Raw genomic sequence first — 19,832 nt, 5'->3', positions numbered from 1 at the left:
TGCTTTATTAATGCACAAAAAAAATGCCCTGTATAGGACACTTTTCAACTAATAAGTCATTTTAAAACATTAATTCTAAAAAGATTCCCAGAAAAATTATCATTCCTACCCAACGATTGTGACGGAATGCCCAGAAACAGATCTGTGGTTCTCGATCTTTAGTTTTATATGCCTGATAAACAAAATCCCCTGCAACAACAAGTAATGCAATCATTCCAAATGGTATAAAAAGATGCTCCAGATACAAAGCCGAGCCAATTAATAACAAGCTAATGAACTGTAATAAACCAATTATCTGTATATCGTAATTACCGAATAAAATTGCGGTAGATTTCACACCAATTTTCAAATCATATTCACGATCAGTAATTGCATATTGTGTATCATAAGCTACTGTCCAAGCCAAATTACCGAAATATAAAAGCCAACAGGTTAAATCTGGCGTTTGCCCAACCGCAGTGTATGCCATCGGAATTGACCATGAAAAAGCAGCACCTAAAAACACTTGTGGCAAATTAGTAAAGCGTTTCATAAAAGGATAAATAAACGCTAAAAATAATGCACCAAATGACCAATAAAAGGTTTCGATCGGCAGGAAAAATAGCAACATAGCACTTGCAGTAACTAAAGCTAAAAATACAAAAATAGCCTCGCGAGCACGAATTATACCTGTAGCTAAAGGGCGTGTTTTTGTACGTGCGACATGCGCATCAACTTTACGGTCAGCAAAATCATTGATCGCACAGCCTGCTGCACGCATAAAAATAACACCCAAAATCATAAGCAATAATACCTTAATATCTGGTGTCCCTTTTGCAGCAATCCACAAAGCCCACATAGTCGGCCAAAAAACTAACTCTGTACCGATTGGCTTATCAAAGCGGCATAAATAGTAATAGGCTTCTAAACGTTGTCGCCAAGTCGTATGTTGCACTGTATCCATGATGAATCCTTAGAGTCAATGCTGTTGAATAAACTGCTCAAATGCTGGGAGAAAAGTCTCTTGCACGATAAATTTACAACCATGCCAAGTATAACAACTTTGTCTGGTCCACCCTTCTTCAAGATAAATCACTCTTCTTTCACAAGCTGGATTGGTTCGTTGAAATAGAAACCAACCGATTGGCTTATTACGGATATGCCGAAATAATCGAGCTTTCTTGCGCAGGCTTAAAATTGGAAAAATACTTTTTGCTTTGACCCAAGCCTGTGCCTGATTACCATATAGATTCGTTTCACGCACCCATGCAATATGGTGTGCTGGCATTTGCATCCATTGGCTATCGTTAAAAGTGAGTCGTTGAAACTGTTCGTTGAGACGCTCGACATGAAATTCCCCCTCACCCAAATCAGTCAATTGCTGAGTGAGAGAACCAGATGCATACAACCATTTTTTTAATTCAGCTGGGATCTCTCGCCCCTTAATTCTGTTTGGTCGTAAATTTCGCATGCTTGGCTCACTAAAAACATCGCAACTAGTTTACATGAATTTCTTCGGAAAAAGCGTATGACTTTCAATTGAATCAAAAACATAAAAAAAGCTCGCCGAAGCGAGCTTTTTCAGAATCTAATGTATTACAGGCTGTAGTACATATCAAATTCAACTGGGTGAGTCGTCGTATTAAGACGACGTACATCTTCAGTTTTAAGTTCGATATATGCATCAAGCATTTCTTTAGTGAATACACCGCCTTTTAATAAGAACTCGTGATCCGCTTCAAGTGCAGCAATTGCCATTTCTAAGTTATGAGCAACTGTTGGGATTTTTGCTTCTTCTTCAGGAGGAAGGTCATACAAGTTCTTGTCAGCAGCTTCACCTGGATGGATCTTGTTTTGGATACCATCAAGACCAGCCATTAACAATGCAGCAAAACCTAAGTATGGGTTCATTAATGGATCTGGGAAACGTGCTTCGATACGCTTGCCTTTAGGGCTAGAAACGTAAGGAATACGGATAGAAGCAGAACGGTTACGTGCTGAGTAAGCAAGCATAATCGGAGCTTCGTAGTGTGGAACTAAACGCTTATAAGAGTTTGTACCTGGGTTCGTGATTGCATTCAATGCACGAGCGTGCTTGATGATACCACCAATGAAGAACAATGCCATTTCAGATAAACCAGCATATTCATCACCAGCAAACAAGTTCTTGCCATCTTTAGAGATAGACATATGAACGTGCATACCAGAACCGTTATCACCTACCATTGGCTTAGGCATAAATGTCGCTGTTTTGCCATATTGATGAGCAACGTTCCAAACTGCATATTTGAACTGCTGAACTTCGTCCGCTTTACGAACCATAGTGTTGAAGCTCACACCAATTTCTAATTGGCAAGAAGCAACTTCGTGGTGATGTACTTCTACACGACCAGGACCCATGATGTCTTCGATACGTGCACACATTTCAGCACGCATGTCTTGATGAGAGTCAACCGGAGGAACTGGGAAGTAACCACCTTTAACACGTGGGCGGTGACCTGAGTTACCAGCTTCATAGTCTTTACCAGTAGACCATGCAGCTTCTTCAGCGATCAATGTGTGGCGTGCGCCAGACATATCGATGTCCCACTTAACTTCGTCAAAAACGAAGAATTCTGGTTCTGGACCAAAGAATGCAGTATCACCGATACCAGTAGATTTTAAATATTCTTCAGCACGACGAGCAATCGAACGTGGGTCACGCTCGTAACCTTGACCAGTAGATGGCTCGATTACGTCACAAGTTACAACAACTGTTGGCTCAGCAAAGAACGGGTCAAGAAAACCTGTTTCAGCATCTGGACGTAAGATCATGTCAGAAGCTTCAATGCCTTTCCAACCAGCGATTGAAGAACCATCAAACATTTTACCGTCTTCAAATGTATCTTCATCAATTGTGTCAGCTGGGTAAGTTACGTGTTGCTCTTTACCCTTAGTATCAGTAAAGCGAAAATCGACCCATTTTGCGCCACTTTCTTTGATGAGTTGAAGGACCTTGTTCGCCATGCTCATTTGCTCCAATGAAATTTTTATGCACTTGTTAAGTGCGTGTTAGTTGTTGATATATAATTAGCAATTATCATACCAACAATTTTAAAGCATACCTAAAACATTGAAATTCTTTGCAGAAAAAATGCTTTAAGCTCCATGTCCTATGTCCACTATAATGTTTGCTTTCACAAATGCACCATATTTAAACATTCCGATCTCAGCTCGTCCCCAAAATAGACATAACGAACCAAAGTGGTGCAAAACATATAACAGAGAACTAATGTAGTGCAATTTACACTATCATGAGTTAGCATAAATTCGCTTTTTATATCATTCTTTTGAACTTCATTCCAATCAATTCATTTAGACTTTTGGTTCACTTTGTATATTTTTATTCAAACCTTTCAATTTATGAAGTTTATTCTGATTTTTAAACACGATTTCTATCATAATTAATCAAAACCAACTAAACATCGGGTAATTGAAATATTCAACATTGATCATTTGTTTTTGTTATGATTATTCTTCTCTATTTTCAACATATTCCTTTAAGCTTCAATAAATCCTAAAGAAATATAACTTTGGAATAGAGTTACTACACAAACAGCCCGATAAAGCACTTATTTTCAAAAGGTTATAAAGTCATGCTTCTAATGGTGGATAACTATGACAGTTTTACTTACAACATTGTCCAGTATTTTGGCGAGTTGAACCAAGAAGTAAAAGTCGTTCGTAATGATCAAGTGACATTAGAGGACATTGAACGATGGCAGCCAAAATACTTGGTTATAGGTCCTGGCCCATGCTCACCAAGTGAAGCAGGAATTTCTATTCCAGCAATTAACCATTTTGCGGGTAAAATTCCTTTATTGGGTGTCTGTCTTGGACATCAAGCGATTGGACAGGCATTTGGTGGCAAGATTATCCGCGCTAAAACGGTTATGCATGGTCGTTTATCTGATATGCATCACAGTGACAAAGGAATTTTTAGTCACTTACCTTCCCCGTTTGCTGCTACACGTTACCACTCATTGGTAATTGAGCAAGAAACGTTGCCAGAATGTCTAGAGGTGACGTGCTGGACGAACCAAACAGATGGTACAATTGAAGAAATTATGGGCGTGAAACATAAAACACTTCCTGTTGAAGGTGTTCAGTTCCATCCCGAATCTATTTTGAGCGAACATGGCCATCAAATTTTTAAAAACTTTTTAGATATTTACGCTTAATTACTAAGTTTTATTTAAAAACAGCTTATTTATATTAATAAGCTGTTTTTATTTTGAACATATAAAATCACTATATAACTCATACACACTGATTATTTTTTCAGCATTAAAATCAAGACCTAAAGATTTAATTCAAAGCAAATCATTCTTTTTAAAAAATTAAAATATTTTTCATGTATTTCAGAAGAAGAAATTCATCATCATTTTTTCCAGTCTTGAAATTCCTTTTTAATTTTTTAGATTAAGTATAGTCATAGGAATGATTAAGCTTCATGGGTGCTGAATGATAGAATCTGAATCATTATTTTCTAGAGATCTCCCCCTGAAATATCAATCAGGATAACCTATTGTGAATATCTTAGTTTTATTGAATATTATTGTTTTTCTCTTGCTAATCGCAGGATTGTTTTTTAGCTACCGACAAAATTGGAGTCTTTCTAAAAAAGTACTGATCGGTATGATCGTAGGTATTATTTATGGTTTAGGCCTTAAAGCGATTTACAGCGACAGTGCAATTATCGAACAATCTGTTGCATGGTTCAATCTCATCGGTAATGGTTATGTTCAACTTTTACAAATGGTGATCATGCCACTTATTTTTATCTCCATTTTAAGTGCAGTCGTCAAACTCCATCAAACCAGCTCATTAGGTAAAATCAGCGTATTTGTTATTGGTATTTTACTGGTTACCACAGCAATTGCGGCTTTTGTCGGAATTAGTATTACTAACTTATTTGGTTTAACTGCCGAGGGCTTAGTTCAAGGCACCAAAGAAACTGCGCGCCTTGCTGCAATTCAAAGCGATTACATTGGTCAAGTCACGAACCTAGATATACCTAAATTACTTCTCTCTTTATTACCACAAAACCCTTTTGCTGATTTAACAGGTATACGACCAACATCGATCATTAGTGTCGTGATTTTCTCAGCTTTTTTAGGCGTTGCAGCATTAAAATTGATGGATAAAGACCCAATCAATGGTGAGAGAATCAGACATGGTATCGAAGCATTACAAGCCTTAATTATTGGTTTAGTGCGTTTAGTGATGCAATTTACACCTTATGGTGTATTAGCATTAATGGCGAAAATGGTCGCAACTGCAAACCTTGCTGACATTGTTAAACTAGGTGAGTTTCTAGTCGCTTCTTATCTCGGTCTTGCCGTTATGTTTATTGTACATGGGCTAATTTTGTTATTCGTTCGTGTCAACCCAATTGAGTTTTTCAAAAAAGTTTTTCCTGTACTTACTTTTGCATTTACAAGCCGCTCCAGTGCAGCAAGCATTCCTCTCAACATTGAAACACAACATAAACAATTAGGTGTTCCAGAAGGCATCGCCAGTTTTTCAGCATCATTTGGAGCAACAATAGGTCAAAATGGTTGTGCTGGTTTATACCCAGCTATGCTTGCGGTTATGGTAGCGCCTACAGTAGGAATTAATCCTCTTGATCCTTTATGGATAGCGCAACTGGTAACAATCGTTACACTGAGTTCAATCGGTGTCGCAGGTGTTGGCGGCGGTGCAACTTTTGCTGCTTTAATTGTATTACCAGCAATGGGATTACCAGTTACTTTAGTGGCTTTGCTGATTTCGATTGAACCGTTGATTGATATGGGTCGTACGGCTTTAAATGTAAATGGTTCCATGACCGCTGGTGTGGCAACAAGTCAAATCCTTGGGCTTAGAAACAACATCGATAACGATTGATCAAATATTGTTTCAATTAAAAGCCAATCATTAGATTCGATGATTGGCTTTTAATTTTTACAGATCATGATTAGAAAAGAATAAAAAAACACTCTGCCTAGCTATTTAAATTAAAATCTAAGCACAAACATAAAACTGAGACTATTTTCTGCTAACATAGCCGATTAGCAAGTGAGCCATTTCTCACAAAACCAAACCCTTCTTCTTTATTAACCAACTTCATTTAAGAATTTTAATCATTAATGCTGTAACTCATGACTATGAATATCCAACAGGCTCTTAATCACATTACCAAAAACATTCATCTTACCCAGCCACAAATGGAAGATGTCATGCGTAGCATTATGCAGGGCGAAGCAACTGATGCACAAATCGGTGCGCTGATGATGGGCTTGCGCATGAAAGGTGAAAGTATTGATGAAATCACTGCTGCCGCACGCATTATGCGTGAGTTTGCAATTAAAATTGATGTGAGTGATATTCCACATTTGGTCGATATTGTCGGCACAGGTGGAGATGGTCAGAATTTATTTAACGTATCTACAGCTTCAAGTTTCGTTATAGCTGCTGCTGGTGCAACGATTGCCAAACATGGGAACCGTGGTGTGTCGAGTAAGTCAGGTTCATCCGATGTACTCGAACAAATGGGAATTCAGCTTGATTTAGATATGCAACAAACCGAACGCTGTATCCGTGAAATGGGTGTAGGCTTCCTATTTGCACCAAATCATCATAAAGCCATGCGTTATGCAGTTGCACCTCGTCGTGAGTTAGGTATTCGTAGTATTTTCAACTTACTTGGCCCATTAACGAATCCTGCTGGTGTGAATCGTTTTGTGATTGGGGTATTTTCAGATGAGTTATGCCGCCCTATCGCTGAAGTATTAAAGCAGTTGGGTGCAGTGCATGTACTGGTTGTTCACTCTAAAGATGGTTTAGATGAGATCAGTCTTGCAGCACCAACAACAATTGCTGAACTGAAAGATGGCGAAATTACTGAATGGACTTTGACACCAGACGATGTAGGCATTCCATCTCAAACCCTCACTGGTTTAGTGGTGAATAGTTCAGAAGAAAGCTTAAAGCTAATCAAAGATGCTTTAAGCCGAGATAAATCAGATATTGGTGAAAAAGCAGCAAACATGATTGCACTCAATGCTGGTGCAGGTATTTATGTTGCAGGTATCACCAAGACTTACAAGCAAGCAGTTGAGTTCGCTCAAGATATTCTTTATGGCGGACAAGCTTTAGAAAAAATGAGTATCTTGGCTGAATTTACCAAGACATTGAAACAATCTCAGGCAGACTAAGGACTTCTCATGATCGATATTCAAAATACCATTTTAGGTAAAATTGTTGACCGCAAACATGAGGAGCTTGCAACACGTTTAAAACAACGTAGTTTGCATGATGTAGAACAGTGGGCAAAAGAAGCAACACCTGTTCGTGGTTTTGCCAAGGCTTTGCAACATAAACGTCCAGCCGTTATTGCTGAAATTAAAAAAGCGTCACCTTCTAAAGGTGTGATCCGAGCAGATTTCAATCCTGCTGAAATTGCACAGCAATATGAACAAGCAGGTGCTGCTTGCTTGTCTGTATTGACAGATATGGATTTCTTCCAAGGTGCGGATGAAAATATTGCGATTGCACGTAATCACTGTGCCCTACCTGCTTTGCGCAAAGATTTCTTGGTTGATCCTTATAATGTTGTTGAAGCACGTGCGCTGCATGCCGATTGTATTTTATTGATTGTGGCATGTTTATCAGATCAACAGCTTGAAGAAATGTCGAAAACTGCATTTGAGCATCAGTTGGATGTGTTGGTCGAAGTGCATGATGAATATGAATTAGAACGTGCTCTAAAACTTTCTGAGCAATGTATCTTGGGTGTGAATAACCGTAATCTTAAAACCTTTGATGTTGATTTAAATACTTCATTACGTTTAAAGAAATTATTGCCTGCTTCTCGTGTTTTAGTCACAGAAAGTGGTATTGCAACTCCTGCTGATGTAGAAATGATGCAAGCCAATGATATTCACACTTTCCTTGTCGGTGAAAGCTTTATGAAACAGCCTCATCCAGATCAAGCATTTGCAGGATTGTTTGGAAAGCCTGAACAGGTTTGAGTTGTATCGTTAATTAATACCTTTTCTTAAAGGTATTTTTTGATTACTGAACAACTAAAATATTGACTAATAAAAGATAAAAAACTTGAAGTTAAAAGTCCAATTTAAATAATTGGACTTTTAACAATAATGTAGAAACATAAAAAATAAATCACATAGAAATACAGTGTTTAAAATTTTAGAGCGACTAATAAACTAATACAAAATTTAATGATTGATTTTAATTTCTCTAACCTGTAGATTTTCTTTTTGAGTGGATTAGCAAAAATGACATTCCAATCTATATTCGAAAATTTTCAAGTTTTACCTAATGGAACAGATGCTTTTAAACAGCTTAAAGCTGAATGTAAGCAATCTATTAAGGATTCTAAAGACCAGCTCGACTACACTGCACTATTCTTCATTTATGGTTTTGCAAAAAATTACGTTTTACTTTACGAAGACCAAGCCATAAGTCCCGAATTTGCAAAGAAAGCAAAAGATCAATTACTAGGCTATATGCACGATCTAAATGAAGCATTAAAAAGCCAAGATACTTCTCTTATATTAAACACTCTTAATCAGATTTCAAAAAATTACATTGAAAGTTCAAAAATCTTTTGAAGACTGAATATTGATACCTTAAAAACCAATGAGAGGAATTTATCATTCCTCTCATTGGTTTTATGATCAATTCATAATATTATTAATTTTCAATTCATTAAATGATATTCGATAAAAATTCTATCTTAAATATATTTATATTGGAATATTCAAAATATTCGATATTCCCCACCTCCACTTATATGCAAAAACAGATCCGGAGCAAATCGATTCGTTCAAATCAATTTAATATATTTCCCAGATTCATGTTTGTACTGCAAATGCTATACCGCACTCAATAGATTCAATTTAGTTCAAATCATTGCGGTTTCAGACTATAATTTTACCTTTCTCGTATCTTGCCTATTTTTCTAAACTTATGAGTAAACATGATTCATCGCTTTCTAAAGATCAGTTTAATTTACTGAAAGCCTTTAAAAAGCAAATCTCTAGCCCTCAATCTAATGCTATCGCAAAACAAGTTGAGGCAAAAAAAACTCAGGCTATCAATGAAGAGTTGGAAGATACTGAGCTTTTTAAAAAAGCCCTACTTGGGGTAAAACCTATCGACAATCAAAATATTGCCGATACAAAAATCACACGTCGCAAAAAAGTTGATGCCCAAACTTTAGCAAAACGCGCAGCAGCCGAAGGTGGTACTGAGCAAGAGCTTACAGAAATTTCGGATACTCAAGCGATCTTAAATCCAGTGGCAAGCCAAGCGACTTTAAGCTATCGCATTGCAACCTTACAGCACAAAGTATTTGAAGACTTAAAAGCAGGTAAAACTCGTTGGTTTGAGGCAGTCGATTTACATGGCTGTACCGTTGAACAAGCCCGAGCAGCCGTTCTACAAATCATTCAAATGGCAAAAGATGAAAATCAAAATGTCATCAAAATTGTTCACGGTAAAGGACCTGAAGCCATTTTAAAAACCTATGTCAATGGCTGGCTTAGACAACATCGTGATGTACTTGCATTTGTCAGCGCACCTGAAAATCAAGGGGGTACTGGTGCTGTTTTAGTGCTCTTAAAACGTGCAGAAAAGAACCCAAAGCACAAACAATAATCGGCATTTGGTTCAAAATTAAGTTTTTGAGTCGTTTTCTGATACAATTCCCGTTTTGTTCAACCCACCTAAGTGAACATTGTTATGTCTATGCAGCAATCGTACGCAAATATTTTAACTGCCGTTGGGGAAGATCTAAATCGCCCAGGCTTAAAAGATACGCCTATGCGTGCGGCTAAAGCTTTTTCTTTTTTAACTTCTGGTTATAGCAAAACCCTTGAAGAAGTTACAAATAGTGCGGTTTTCCCATCCGATAACCACGAAATGGTATTGGTCAAAAATATTGAATTTTATTCGCTTTGTGAACATCACCTTCTCCCATTTTATGGTCGTGTCCATATTGCTTATTTACCTGAAGGTCAAGTTTTAGGTCTTTCTAAATTTGCGCGTATTACTGAAATGTTTGCACGTCGTTTGCAGATTCAAGAAAACTTGACTCAACAAATTGCCGAAGCGGTTGCTGAAGTAACTCAAGCACGTGGTGTGGCTGTAGTGATCGATTCTGCTCATATGTGTATGATGATGCGTGGTGTTGGCAAGCAAGAATCAACGACACGTACGGTTTCTTTTGTTGGTGATTTTAAAACTGACAAAGATGCACGTCGTGAGTTCTTAAGTGCTGTTCCTGAAAGCTATTAAGCTGAGCAATCTAGAATGTCATCAGTTCAGTTAGCAGGTTTCGGCGATTTAATCGTAAATGAAGCAACTATTGATTACCCTCGTCCCGATCGTCTGGTTCGAGGTAATCCTGAACGTCTCACCTATAGCTTATATGAACATCCGCATATGGACTGCGGTATTTGGCAATGTGAAATTGGTGCTTGGAATATTCAATTCGCTGACAATAAACAAGAGTTTTTTCAAATCATTGAAGGAATTGTTCGTATCCACGATGCAAAAACCAATTCTTTTATTGAAGTGACTGCTGGAAATGCAGGGATTATCCCGCCCGCATTTGTCGGTACATTTGAAGTCGTTGAAGCAGTTAAAAAATACTATGTCATCGTTGAAGTCTAGATACTGGAAATTAGCCTGATCCGAACGACATCCTATCTAAAAAAACAGAACATAGCCTAAACCTACTTTATTCCAGTCTTTATGATCTTGTTGTTCAAAATTCCAATTTAGACGTAGAGCATGATTTGTATTCAGACTATATTGAAGCTGTGTACCGACTCTTAAATTCCACTGACTCTGATCTTGCCAATACGGCAGTTCAACTTGCACCACACTATTAATATTATCAGACCATACGTTCATACAACCTACAGTCGGCCCAGCTCCAACGCGCGAACCTTTATCTAAATTTTTTCCACCTTGAATATGGCTTTGTAGTTGGGCATAACACAGATGTCGACGATCATAATCAGCCATGCTATAACCAACTTGCATATTTAGATTCATCACGCCATGTTGCACATCTTCACTAAACTTCCCATTTTCAATTGCTTCCTGTTTCCAACCTAGATTAAATCCCCAAGTTAACGGCGATTTAAAAGGTTGAACTGGATTATAAGAATTCACCGATAATAGATCTAAATGTTCGAGCTTGAGCTTGTCATCACGATATTGCAGACTACCATCTAAAAACAGTAATTGTGTGCCTGTGCGATAACCTCCTTGCGGATCAATCAAATCGTGATAGGCCTGACGATGACCCATCTCCACAAACTTTTGTCCTTGCACCTCACCCACATTCACTGACAAATTACGTGCATGATGCCCTTCTACAGGCTGTTTTTTAGGGCGCTCTGGTTGTTGACGTTGCTTTTCAACTTCAATTTGACTTCTTTCAGCAAGAAGCTGCCTTAATTTTGGCTGAGCAATATTGGCATCAACTTGGCGGCTGATATATTGTAGATATAAATCATCGTAAGCCATTTCTAAAATCTTGGCCTGATCTTGCTGACTATATGTGTTTAGCGTGGATTGAACTTGATCAGTTTCAATAAAAGCAATTTGATGGGCAACTTTAGCCAAATCTGTACCATGTTGTTTGGCTTGCGAAAGTAGTTGAGTTTCCAATGCAGGACGATAGACCACTTCTTTAACTAAAGCTTGCTGATCAACAGCCTTTAAGGTTTCGATTGGAATTGCAGCGTAACTAAACTGCTGTTTTAGGTTTAAATCGGGACGTACTAAATCAATTAGACCTAATAAACGATAAGCACAATTATCACTGACGAAATAATAGGGAAAACTCACATGCTGCATTTCCCAAATATGTTCAACCAAAAAACGAGTTTCTTCAGGTGTTAAATTGAGCTCATATTCCCATAGATCACGACTTTCAAAATCACCATACTCTTTTACTTTACGATAATACGGCATTAGTGAATATTCACCGGGATACTGTCCTGTTAAGCCTTTCCATGCATAAGACCAGTTATCATCACCTTTCACTGTGGCAGCATAGTTCACTGCATAGGACACTAGATTGAGTTGCTTCTGATCTTTAGGGTCTAGGCGTAGCAAAGTATGCCCAAACATCGAACTCGGATTGCCCATAAAGTCAGTGGCATAAATCAACGTGGCTTTATGCGGCTTGATTTGATTGATCCAATCGTTAAATTCAACGCAATTTACTTTTGGAAGTTGTCGTACATCAATATTGAGTTGCTGCATCAACCAACGGCTACGTGCAGGAAACTTACAACGGATGGATTGGTTATCTGGGGCTTCACGAAACAAGGCTTTAATATCTGCTTGTAATTCGCTATTTAAATTTTTTTTTCCATCTTTGGCATAAAAATAACCAGCATAAGTAACTTCACGATTTTGTTTTTGATCAGCATACATCAAACGTTGCCATGTGGTTTGCTGATCTAATTGTTTTTGTTGAGCAAGGTCTAAATACTTTTGTAAATCAGATTCAACCGAGGCATATGTAAAATGACATATCAAAGACGTAAATACAAAAGTAGCTAATTTCATTCAATCGCAATTTTTTAAAATAATCAGAATAGGTATAAGAAAACCCTGCCATCAAGACAGGGTTTTATCGTGCAACAAATTAAACGTATGCTTTAAGCACAGCATCTTTTGCCATCACACTTTGTAAAGCATCTAAAACTTGAAGTGAGTTTGTATTTTTGCTTGAATAAATTTCAGCAAAGTTTGCTTTAGACACAGCAAAGAAGCGTGCTTTGTCGTTAGCTTTAATTTGCATTAATTCAGCAAGTACATTTAAACTTTCGCCTTGACCAACTGCCATATCACGCGCTAAAGACTCTGCATTTTCATTGGTAAATGTCACAACTTGAGCCGTTACCGTACCACCTTGGCGGCATCCTAAAGTACCGAACGTAATACCTAATAATTGGTTCGTAAAAATCCCATTGGTTGTTGCTGCAAGGATTTTAGGTGCAATACCTTTTTGACCTGCCCAAATTTGTGTACCAGCACCGCAACCAACATCATTATCAGCCATCGCAACACTTGAACCAGCTGCTAGCAAAGCTGCTAATGCAATTTTTTTTAACATAAGAAATGTCTCCAGTCTCAATTATTTTTAACTATTTGTTATTACTATTGTGCTGTGTAATTGTTCTTACACAAGGATTAACATAACGAGGTTAAACTTTTTTAGCAAATAAATTTTGAAATATATATGAAATATTCATAACAAAAAGGAGCTCAATAAAAGCTCCATTTGCACGACTATAATCTTTTAGCGCAATCGCCAAGATCCATTTTTATCCCGCACACCTAATATTTTTAAAACCAAGGCTAAACTTAAAAGTAATAATAAATACCAAGAACCTAACTTGCCCCAACCCACCATATGCCAAGCATCAACTTGACTCGGATATAACCAGATTTTATAGAATGTACTAATGTTTTCTGCAATCCAGATCAAGAAGGCAAGCACCAATAGTACAGGTAACATCGGAACTTTAAACTGATGCTGTTGTAATTGAAAATAAAGTTTGGTCTTCCAAAAAATAATAATACTCCAAACAAATAAAACTATTCGATAGTCAGGAATAAAAAACTTGGTCATAAAATTAAGGTAAGACAATACTGCTAAACACAGCATATTGCCAAAATTCGGCAAATTCTCGAATGAAACATTATAGAGTCGCAAAGACCGAGCAAAAAAACTACCCACTGCTGAATACATAAACCCTGCAAACAATGGCACAGTCAGTAATTTAAATATGGCTGGTTGAGGATATTGCCATGAGGCAATCGCTGGATGGGTCAAAAATATTTCCATTCCCATCGCCATGATGTGGAATAAAGCAATCACTTTCGCTTCGGCCCATGACTCGAGCTTTAAATAAATTAGACAGGCTTGAATAATCAGTGCATAAAACAACAAATAATCGTAACGAAAAAAGCCCCAATATTCATGACTTCCCATCGGTGCGGTGACTGCAAATGCAATCAAAAGCAACAACCCAAATAAGGCAGCCGAAGCTGCCTTAAAGATAAAGTTGAGCGGTAATACAATCAACTGCACAAAACTGATCCTAGCGCGTTTACTTTGAAATGATTAAAAATATTAACCTAAATATTTAGTACTGTATTCATGAACAGTATCTACAAAAATCTTAGGTTGTGCTGGATCGACCCACTGGGTAATGCCATGACCTAAGTTTGCGATATACCCTGTTTTTTCACCATTCGCATACGCATCATCTAGCATCGCTTTCACAGATTTTTCAATTGAAGCAGCTGAACCATAAAGCACAGCAGGATCTAAATTCCCTTGTAAAGCAGCACGCCCTGCAACCACATCACGTGCAGTATAAAGCGGTGTAGTCCAATCTAGACCAAACGCATCCGCACCTGTGGTCAGCATCGTCTCCAACCACTGACCGCCACCTTTCGTGAACACAATAATCGGAATACGTCGACCATCTTTTTCACGTTGTAATCCTGCAATAATCTTGGTCATATAATTCAATGAGAATTCAACATATTCTCTATGCGCTAGCGCACCACCCCAGCTATCAAAAATTTGAATTGCTTGAGCGCCTGCATCAATTTGAGCATTCAGATAATCAATCACTGAATCAGCAAGATGATCAAGTAAAGCATGTAATACTTCTGGCTGTGCGTACATCATATTTTTTGTGAAACGAAATTCTTTGCTTGAACCACCTTCAATCATATAAGTCGCTAGTGTCCAAGGACTACCAGAAAAACCAATTAAAGGGACCTGTCCATTTAAAGCAGATCGAATCGTTGAAACTGCATTCATAACATAAGCTAGATCTGATTTAGAATTTAGTTTAGGTAAATTCGCCACATCTTGTTCGGTGCGCACTGTGTTATGAAACTTTGGACCTTCACCCGTTTCAAAGTACAAACCTAAACCTAAAGCATCAGGTATAGTCAAAATATCAGAAAATAAAATCGCAGCATCAAGCTCATAGCGGCGTAACGGTTGTAATGTTACCTCGCAGGCAAATTCAGTATTTTTACATAGAGATAAGAAATCGCCTGCCTGAGCACGAGTTTCACGATATTCTGGTAAATAACGCCCTGCTTGACGCATCATCCAAACGGGTGTGGTGTCTACAGGTTCACGTAATAAAGCTCGTAAAAAACGATCATTTTTCAACGTTGTCATTACCAATCTCTAAATTTTTTCATGTTGAGTGCATCATAGCAAAGTTAACCTCGAATTTATAATTGAAAACCCATACAACAAATCAGACTTCAACTATTTTTTTACTTGGACACAAAACTGCTACTGCAAGCTGTTCTATTTTCTGTAATACTTGCAATATCTTATATCTCAATATGAATAATTCTTAAGGTTGAATTACATGTTTGTTCGCTCATTACTCGCTATGAGTTTAAGTTGTATTCTTGCTAATGTTGCTTTTGCTGCCCCAACAACTGAGCAACCATTAAATCCAAAAAAAATCTCAGCTCCAGTTCAAGATCCTATTGACCCATTATCTATTGAACGTTCTGCTGCATCGAGCGTAGTTGCTCAACCAGCCTCAGGAGTGACAGCCCAAGTAGTTTCTGACCCACAAGTTGATACTGGAGCAGCTTCTGCGGTATCTCAAAAATTAGAAAATGCGCCTGATACCACGACTACAACAGCACCAGCTGTCAAAGTTTCATGGACTTTAGACAGTTTGAATACAGCTGACTGGTATGAAAATATTGGTAAAGGTCAATTTCCTGTATATGCACGTGCGCATGTGATGTTGAACAATGCTCACGCCTCACCAGGTGCAATTGATGGCTCAAATGGTAAAAATACACTAAAAGCAATTGCTTCATTTCAACAAATGAATGGCCTTACACCAACAGGTCAACTTACTAAAGAAACTTGGGATGCTTTAGTCGCTCAACAAACTAAACCAACTTATGTTGAATACACGATCACGGATGCAGATTTAAAAGGTCCTTACGCAGACTCAATCCCTTCTGACTATGCATTACAAGCAAAAATGAAAGGTTTGTACTACACGCGTGTAACAGAGATGTTAGGCGAAAAGTTTCATATGGATGAAGGTTTCCTCAAAAAATTAAATCCAACTGCAACCTTTAAGAAAGCAGGTGAAAAAATCATTGTTGCGAATGTTCGCAATGATTTGCCAGAAGATATTCATTTAATTGTGGCACATAAAGGTGCTCGTCAACTTTATTTATTCAATAGTCGTAATCAAATGATCGCGTCATTTCCTGCGACAATTGGCAGTTCTGATACACCATCTCCAACGGGTACGTATAAGGTTGTAGGGGTAACTAAAAATCCATACTACAGTTATTCACCTTCAAATTTCGTTCAAGGCAATAACTTAAAACCTTTAATGCTACCACCAGGTCCAAATGCACCTGTAGGTAATATTTGGATCGGTTTAAGCAAACGATCTTTTGGGATTCATGGAACGCCAAATCCATCTTTGATCTCTAAGACTGCATCACATGGTTGTATTCGCTTAACCAACTGGGATGCGAATGACCTCGGTGGAAAAGTACGCTCTGGCGTTACCGTTAAATTCCTCGAATAATTTAGATTGTTCAATAAAAAACCGAATACTTGTTGTATTCGGTTTTTTATTCTTTATTCAACACTGGGAAGTGGTTGATAGTAAATCTGATTACGTCCAAGTTGTTTCGCTCTATATAGCGCTTTATCCGCAGTATGAATCACCGAATCTTGACTAATTTTAGGGTTTCCATTAAACACCGTAATACCCAAACTAATGGTCACATGATTAGAAACTAATGATTTTTCATGCGGAATCATCTGCCGATCAATCGCTCGATAGATATTGGTTGCTACAGCATATGCACCTTGAGCAGATGTTTCCGGTAAAAGCACCACAAATTCCTCGCCCCCATAACGTGCAATGAAATCCATGTGCCGAATTGAGCTTTTAATCGTTTTCGCAATCGCGGAAATGACTTGATCTCCCATCTGATGACCATAAAAATCGTTATAGTTTTTAAAATAATCAATATCTATAAATAATACGGACATGGCCTTACTTTCTTTACATGCGAGTTCATAGTAATAACTAAACATTTCTTCAAATGTACGTCTATTCGAAACTTTTGTTAACTCGTCATGTTGGCTTAAATGTAAAAGTTCAGATGCTTGTAAGCGTAGAATTCTCTCATCAATTTCAGATATTTTCGTTTTTAGAAATAATTTTCTTTCCTTAGAGGTGAGCATTACACTAATCGAAAAACCCAACAATAGACTTCCTATAAATGTACGCCCTAGCATTAAAAAATCACAGGGTACTTTGAGAAAGTATAACGACAATAAGATCACAATTGCTGCTGAAGAACCGATCCATAACATATGTTTGGGTTTAAGCCCGCTCAAAATAAAACCCAGCATATATAAAAATGCAATCAACACCATCGACTGGCTTTGCAGCACCAGATTAGAAATACTCATCATTAACAATGAGGGAATGACAATCGTACAAAATACAATTACACAGGTTGCAGGATAAAATAATGGGTTAAGCCGTCTAAAACGAGAAAATGTCCAAAATAAAAACAGTGCTGCCCCAACAACAACCAAGCTTAAAATGCTATATACAAAATCTAAAAAGAAATGGGTGCTTGTTCGAATGACCAACAAATTCGATGGCAAAATCAAAAGTACAAAAATCGTATACGTAATTACCCCTTGACCAAAGAACTGAATCGCATTGATTCTAGTTCGATCAATATTAAATTGCCAAAACTCATTTTCGAGTTGGGTAGGCAAATTTTTTTGTGTTTTCTTGGTTCTAGAATGTGTAATGACTAACTGTTCTAGATCTTCTTTTTCTTTACGTAACTGCTTAATATCATATTGATTTTCCATCCCTCTCACTCTTCTTATAATGCTGTATTCTTGTCCAGCATAAAAATAACACAATTTCTCATATTTTCATGCGCTTTGCGTAACCACTTATCCATAATTGTAGTTACCATTTTCGCACTATATGCATTATTATTTATATTATTTTTAAGCCTGAAGTATACCTTGAATACGATTACACTTTTACAGCCAGATGATTGGCACGCCCACTTGCGTGATGGATTAGCTTTAAAACGTACTGTTCCAGATCTTGCGAAACAATTTGCACGTGCGATCTGTATGCCGAACTTAGTTCCACCAGTCAAAACTGTAGAAGAAGCTTTGGCATATCGAGATCGTATTCTCGCTCATGTTCCAGAAGGACTTCATTTTGATCCGCGTATGGTTCTTTATTTTACCGACTTCACTTCCCCTCAAGAAGTTCTTAAAATCAAAGAATCTGAATATGTAAATGCGATCAAACTCTACCCCGCTGGCGCAACGACAAATTCGGATAATGGCGTTAGCGATATTCGTAAAGTCTATGCCGTGATTGAACAACTTGAAGAACACCAAGTCCCGTTGTTGTTACACGGCGAAGTTACTCACAATCATGTCGATATTTTTGATCGTGAAAAACGCTTCCTTGACGAAATTTTATCGCCATTATTAAAGCAGTTCCCTAAATTAAAAGTCGTGTTAGAACATATTACGACAAGCGACGCTGCAAATTTTGTACTTGAACAAGATCGTAATGTTGCCGCAACGATTACACCGCAACACTTACTCTTCAACCGTAATGACATGTTAGTCGGTGGTGTGAAACCTCACTTCTATTGTTTGCCAATTTTAAAGCGTCAAACGCATCAAACCACATTATTAGAAGTTGCAACTAGTGGTAATCCCAAATTCTTCTTAGGTACTGACAGTGCACCACATGCCCAGAATGCCAAAGAGAATGCATGTGGATGTGCGGGTTGCTATAGTGCGCCAAATGCAATTGAACTTTATGCACAAGCCTTTGATCAAGTGGGTAAGTTAGAACGCTTAGAAGGTTTCGCAAGTATGTTCGGTGCTGACTTCTATGGTTTACCGCGTAATACTTCAACAATCACTTTGGTGAAAGAAGAAAATACAGTTGCTGAATCTTTTGATTATCTAGAAGATCAAAAAATCATTCCACTTCATGCAGGTAAAACACTGCAATGGAGAAAAGTGTGACACAAGAAGAAAACAAAGCTCCTCTGATTGGTCAGCGTTTTCGTGGATTCTTACCTGTTGTTGTCGATGTTGAAACAGCAGGTTTTAATTCTCAAACTGATGCATTACTTGAAATTGCTTGTATCCCGATTGTCTATGATGAGCAAGGTCAGTTCATACCTGGCCCATCATTCCATGCACACATCAATCCTTTTGAAGGTGCAAACTTAGATCGTCGCTCATTAGACTTCATTGGAATTGATCCTTTTAATCCGATGCGTGTAGCGATGGCCGAAGATGAGCGGACAGCTTTACGTCGTATTTTCAAATCACTCACGGAAGTCCGCAAAGCACAGCATTGTACCCATGCAGTATTGGTAGGACATAATGCTCACTTTGACTTAGGCTTTTTACAAGCTGCAATTGCTCGATCTGGTACAAAAAATCAGAATCCTTTTCACAGCTTTTCGGTATTTGATACCGTAACTTTGAGTGCTGTCATGTTTGGTCAAACAGTACTAGCACGTGCTTGTATTCAAGCTGGCATCGAGTTTGATGGCAAAGAGGCTCATTCTGCATTATACGATACGCAAAAGACTGCTGAACTATTTTGCTATATTTTGAACAAACTGTCTCCTCATCTTCTTGACAGTTTAGTGACAGAGCCCTAATA

19 protein-coding genes are annotated in these 19,832 nt (G+C 37.8%); 11 read left to right on the top strand and 8 right to left on the bottom strand.

The genetic code is table 11. The annotated features are described in order from the left end of the window. Positions 1-61: 61 nt before the first annotated feature. From ubiA to glnA, 3 genes are all read right to left on the bottom strand, one after another. Positions 62-943 carry a 4-hydroxybenzoate octaprenyltransferase gene (gene ubiA / locus AAV96_RS13360; RefSeq protein ID WP_046739657.1) on the bottom strand — a complete coding sequence of 294 codons (882 nt, stop codon included), beginning with the start codon at positions 941-943 and terminating at the stop codon, positions 62-64. Between the two features lie 15 nt (positions 944-958). Continuing rightward, positions 959-1,450 carry a chorismate--pyruvate lyase family protein gene (locus AAV96_RS13355; RefSeq protein WP_046739656.1) on the bottom strand — a complete coding sequence of 164 codons (492 nt, stop codon included), beginning with the start codon at positions 1,448-1,450 and terminating at the stop codon, positions 959-961. Between the two features lie 125 nt (positions 1,451-1,575). Then, complete coding sequence (gene glnA, locus AAV96_RS13350) at positions 1,576-2,991, bottom strand: type I glutamate--ammonia ligase (protein ID WP_171062418.1); 1,416 nt, start codon at positions 2,989-2,991, stop codon at positions 1,576-1,578. A gap of 623 nt (positions 2,992-3,614) precedes the next feature. Here glnA and AAV96_RS13345 point away from each other — a divergent pair. The 8 genes from AAV96_RS13345 to AAV96_RS13310 all read left to right on the top strand — a co-directional run bounded on the left by AAV96_RS13345 (position 3,615) and on the right by AAV96_RS13310 (position 10,701). Next, the gene (locus tag AAV96_RS13345) at positions 3,615-4,199 is read left to right on the top strand and encodes an aminodeoxychorismate/anthranilate synthase component II (protein WP_046739655.1); all 585 of its coding nucleotides are present in this window, start codon (positions 3,615-3,617) and stop codon (positions 4,197-4,199) included. A 349-nt stretch (positions 4,200-4,548) separates the two neighbouring features. Further along, a complete protein-coding gene (locus AAV96_RS13340; RefSeq protein ID WP_046739654.1) occupies positions 4,549-5,907 on the top strand; it encodes an L-cystine transporter in 1,359 nt (452 codons plus the stop codon). Positions 5,908-6,167: 260 nt separating this feature from the next. Continuing rightward, on the top strand, positions 6,168-7,217 hold the full coding sequence (trpD, locus tag AAV96_RS13335) for an anthranilate phosphoribosyltransferase (protein ID WP_046739653.1): 1,050 nt from the start codon (positions 6,168-6,170) through the stop codon (positions 7,215-7,217). Positions 7,218-7,226: 9 nt separating this feature from the next. Further along, positions 7,227-8,033, top strand: coding sequence for an indole-3-glycerol phosphate synthase TrpC (gene trpC / locus AAV96_RS13330; RefSeq protein ID WP_046739652.1), 807 nt, complete (start codon positions 7,227-7,229; stop codon positions 8,031-8,033). Between the two features lie 267 nt (positions 8,034-8,300). Beyond that, positions 8,301-8,636 (top strand): hypothetical protein, encoded by a 336-nt coding sequence (locus tag AAV96_RS13325; RefSeq protein WP_004663112.1) that lies wholly within the window; start codon positions 8,301-8,303, stop codon positions 8,634-8,636. A gap of 358 nt (positions 8,637-8,994) precedes the next feature. Next, positions 8,995-9,684: a Smr/MutS family protein gene (locus AAV96_RS13320; protein WP_046739651.1), complete on the top strand. Its 690-nt coding sequence runs from the start codon at positions 8,995-8,997 to the stop codon at positions 9,682-9,684. A 90-nt stretch (positions 9,685-9,774) separates the two neighbouring features. Beyond that, positions 9,775-10,323, top strand: coding sequence for a GTP cyclohydrolase I FolE (gene folE / locus AAV96_RS13315; protein WP_017397502.1), 549 nt, complete (start codon positions 9,775-9,777; stop codon positions 10,321-10,323). 15 nt (positions 10,324-10,338) lie between these two features. Next, complete coding sequence (locus AAV96_RS13310; RefSeq protein ID WP_046739650.1) at positions 10,339-10,701, top strand: cupin domain-containing protein; 363 nt, start codon at positions 10,339-10,341, stop codon at positions 10,699-10,701. 36 nt (positions 10,702-10,737) lie between these two features. Here AAV96_RS13310 and AAV96_RS13305 read toward each other — a convergent pair whose 3' ends face one another. The 4 genes from AAV96_RS13305 to hemE all read right to left on the bottom strand — a co-directional run bounded on the left by AAV96_RS13305 (position 10,738) and on the right by hemE (position 15,265). Further along, positions 10,738-12,618 carry a DUF4105 domain-containing protein gene (locus tag AAV96_RS13305; RefSeq protein ID WP_046739649.1) on the bottom strand — a complete coding sequence of 627 codons (1,881 nt, stop codon included), beginning with the start codon at positions 12,616-12,618 and terminating at the stop codon, positions 10,738-10,740. A gap of 79 nt (positions 12,619-12,697) precedes the next feature. Beyond that, positions 12,698-13,168: a DUF3015 family protein gene (locus tag AAV96_RS13300; RefSeq protein ID WP_004663119.1), complete on the bottom strand. Its 471-nt coding sequence runs from the start codon at positions 13,166-13,168 to the stop codon at positions 12,698-12,700. Positions 13,169-13,354: 186 nt separating this feature from the next. Further along, on the bottom strand, positions 13,355-14,149 hold the full coding sequence (locus tag AAV96_RS13295) for a DUF817 domain-containing protein (RefSeq protein ID WP_046739648.1): 795 nt from the start codon (positions 14,147-14,149) through the stop codon (positions 13,355-13,357). 42 nt (positions 14,150-14,191) lie between these two features. Beyond that, complete coding sequence (gene hemE, locus AAV96_RS13290; protein WP_046739647.1) at positions 14,192-15,265, bottom strand: uroporphyrinogen decarboxylase; 1,074 nt, start codon at positions 15,263-15,265, stop codon at positions 14,192-14,194. A gap of 199 nt (positions 15,266-15,464) precedes the next feature. Between hemE and AAV96_RS13285 the strand changes: the two genes are divergently transcribed. Then, positions 15,465-16,667: a L,D-transpeptidase family protein gene (locus AAV96_RS13285; RefSeq protein ID WP_046739646.1), complete on the top strand. Its 1,203-nt coding sequence runs from the start codon at positions 15,465-15,467 to the stop codon at positions 16,665-16,667. Between the two features lie 53 nt (positions 16,668-16,720). Here AAV96_RS13285 and AAV96_RS13280 read toward each other — a convergent pair whose 3' ends face one another. Beyond that, the gene (locus AAV96_RS13280) at positions 16,721-17,983 is read right to left on the bottom strand and encodes a GGDEF domain-containing protein (protein ID WP_046739645.1); all 1,263 of its coding nucleotides are present in this window, start codon (positions 17,981-17,983) and stop codon (positions 16,721-16,723) included. A gap of 162 nt (positions 17,984-18,145) precedes the next feature. On the opposite strand from AAV96_RS13280, the gene pyrC reads away from it, so the two are divergent. Together pyrC and rnt are read left to right on the top strand one after the other, a co-directional pair. Beyond that, positions 18,146-19,180: a dihydroorotase gene (pyrC, locus tag AAV96_RS13275; protein WP_034602647.1), complete on the top strand. Its 1,035-nt coding sequence runs from the start codon at positions 18,146-18,148 to the stop codon at positions 19,178-19,180. Next, the gene (gene rnt, locus AAV96_RS13270) at positions 19,165-19,830 is read left to right on the top strand and encodes a ribonuclease T (RefSeq protein ID WP_046739644.1); all 666 of its coding nucleotides are present in this window, start codon (positions 19,165-19,167) and stop codon (positions 19,828-19,830) included. Before pyrC ends, rnt begins: the two co-directional genes overlap by 16 nt. Positions 19,831-19,832: the final 2 nt, after the last annotated feature.

It is taken from the genome of Acinetobacter sp. AG1, assembly GCF_001005525.1.
GTDB lineage: Bacteria > Pseudomonadota > Gammaproteobacteria > Pseudomonadales > Moraxellaceae > Acinetobacter > Acinetobacter modestus.
The sequence above is the reverse complement of the archived record's forward strand: the minus strand, read 5'-3'. Positions and strand labels throughout refer to the sequence as shown.

Excerpts from the sequence above, each read along its gene's own strand:
- ubiA (WP_046739657.1), bottom strand. The coding sequence starts at position 943 with ATGGATACAGTGCAACATACGACTTGGCGACAACGTTTAGAAGCCTAT.
- AAV96_RS13355 (WP_046739656.1), bottom strand. The coding sequence starts at position 1,450 with ATGCGAAATTTACGACCAAACAGAATTAAGGGGCGAGAGATCCCAGCT.
- glnA (WP_171062418.1), bottom strand. The coding sequence starts at position 2,991 with ATGAGCATGGCGAACAAGGTCCTTCAACTCATCAAAGAAAGTGGCGCA.
- AAV96_RS13345 (WP_046739655.1), top strand. The coding sequence starts at position 3,615 with ATGCTTCTAATGGTGGATAACTATGACAGTTTTACTTACAACATTGTC.
- trpD (WP_046739653.1), top strand. The coding sequence starts at position 6,168 with ATGAATATCCAACAGGCTCTTAATCACATTACCAAAAACATTCATCTT.
- trpC (WP_046739652.1), top strand. The coding sequence starts at position 7,227 with ATGATCGATATTCAAAATACCATTTTAGGTAAAATTGTTGACCGCAAA.
- AAV96_RS13325 (WP_004663112.1), top strand. The coding sequence starts at position 8,301 with ATGACATTCCAATCTATATTCGAAAATTTTCAAGTTTTACCTAATGGA.
- AAV96_RS13320 (WP_046739651.1), top strand. The coding sequence starts at position 8,995 with ATGAGTAAACATGATTCATCGCTTTCTAAAGATCAGTTTAATTTACTG.
- folE (WP_017397502.1), top strand. The coding sequence starts at position 9,775 with ATGCAGCAATCGTACGCAAATATTTTAACTGCCGTTGGGGAAGATCTA.
- AAV96_RS13310 (WP_046739650.1), top strand. The coding sequence starts at position 10,339 with ATGTCATCAGTTCAGTTAGCAGGTTTCGGCGATTTAATCGTAAATGAA.
- AAV96_RS13305 (WP_046739649.1), bottom strand. The coding sequence starts at position 12,618 with ATGAAATTAGCTACTTTTGTATTTACGTCTTTGATATGTCATTTTACA.
- AAV96_RS13300 (WP_004663119.1), bottom strand. The coding sequence starts at position 13,168 with ATGTTAAAAAAAATTGCATTAGCAGCTTTGCTAGCAGCTGGTTCAAGT.
- hemE (WP_046739647.1), bottom strand. The coding sequence starts at position 15,265 with ATGACAACGTTGAAAAATGATCGTTTTTTACGAGCTTTATTACGTGAA.
- AAV96_RS13285 (WP_046739646.1), top strand. The coding sequence starts at position 15,465 with ATGTTTGTTCGCTCATTACTCGCTATGAGTTTAAGTTGTATTCTTGCT.
- AAV96_RS13280 (WP_046739645.1), bottom strand. The coding sequence starts at position 17,983 with ATGGAAAATCAATATGATATTAAGCAGTTACGTAAAGAAAAAGAAGAT.
- rnt (WP_046739644.1), top strand. The coding sequence starts at position 19,165 with ATGGAGAAAAGTGTGACACAAGAAGAAAACAAAGCTCCTCTGATTGGT.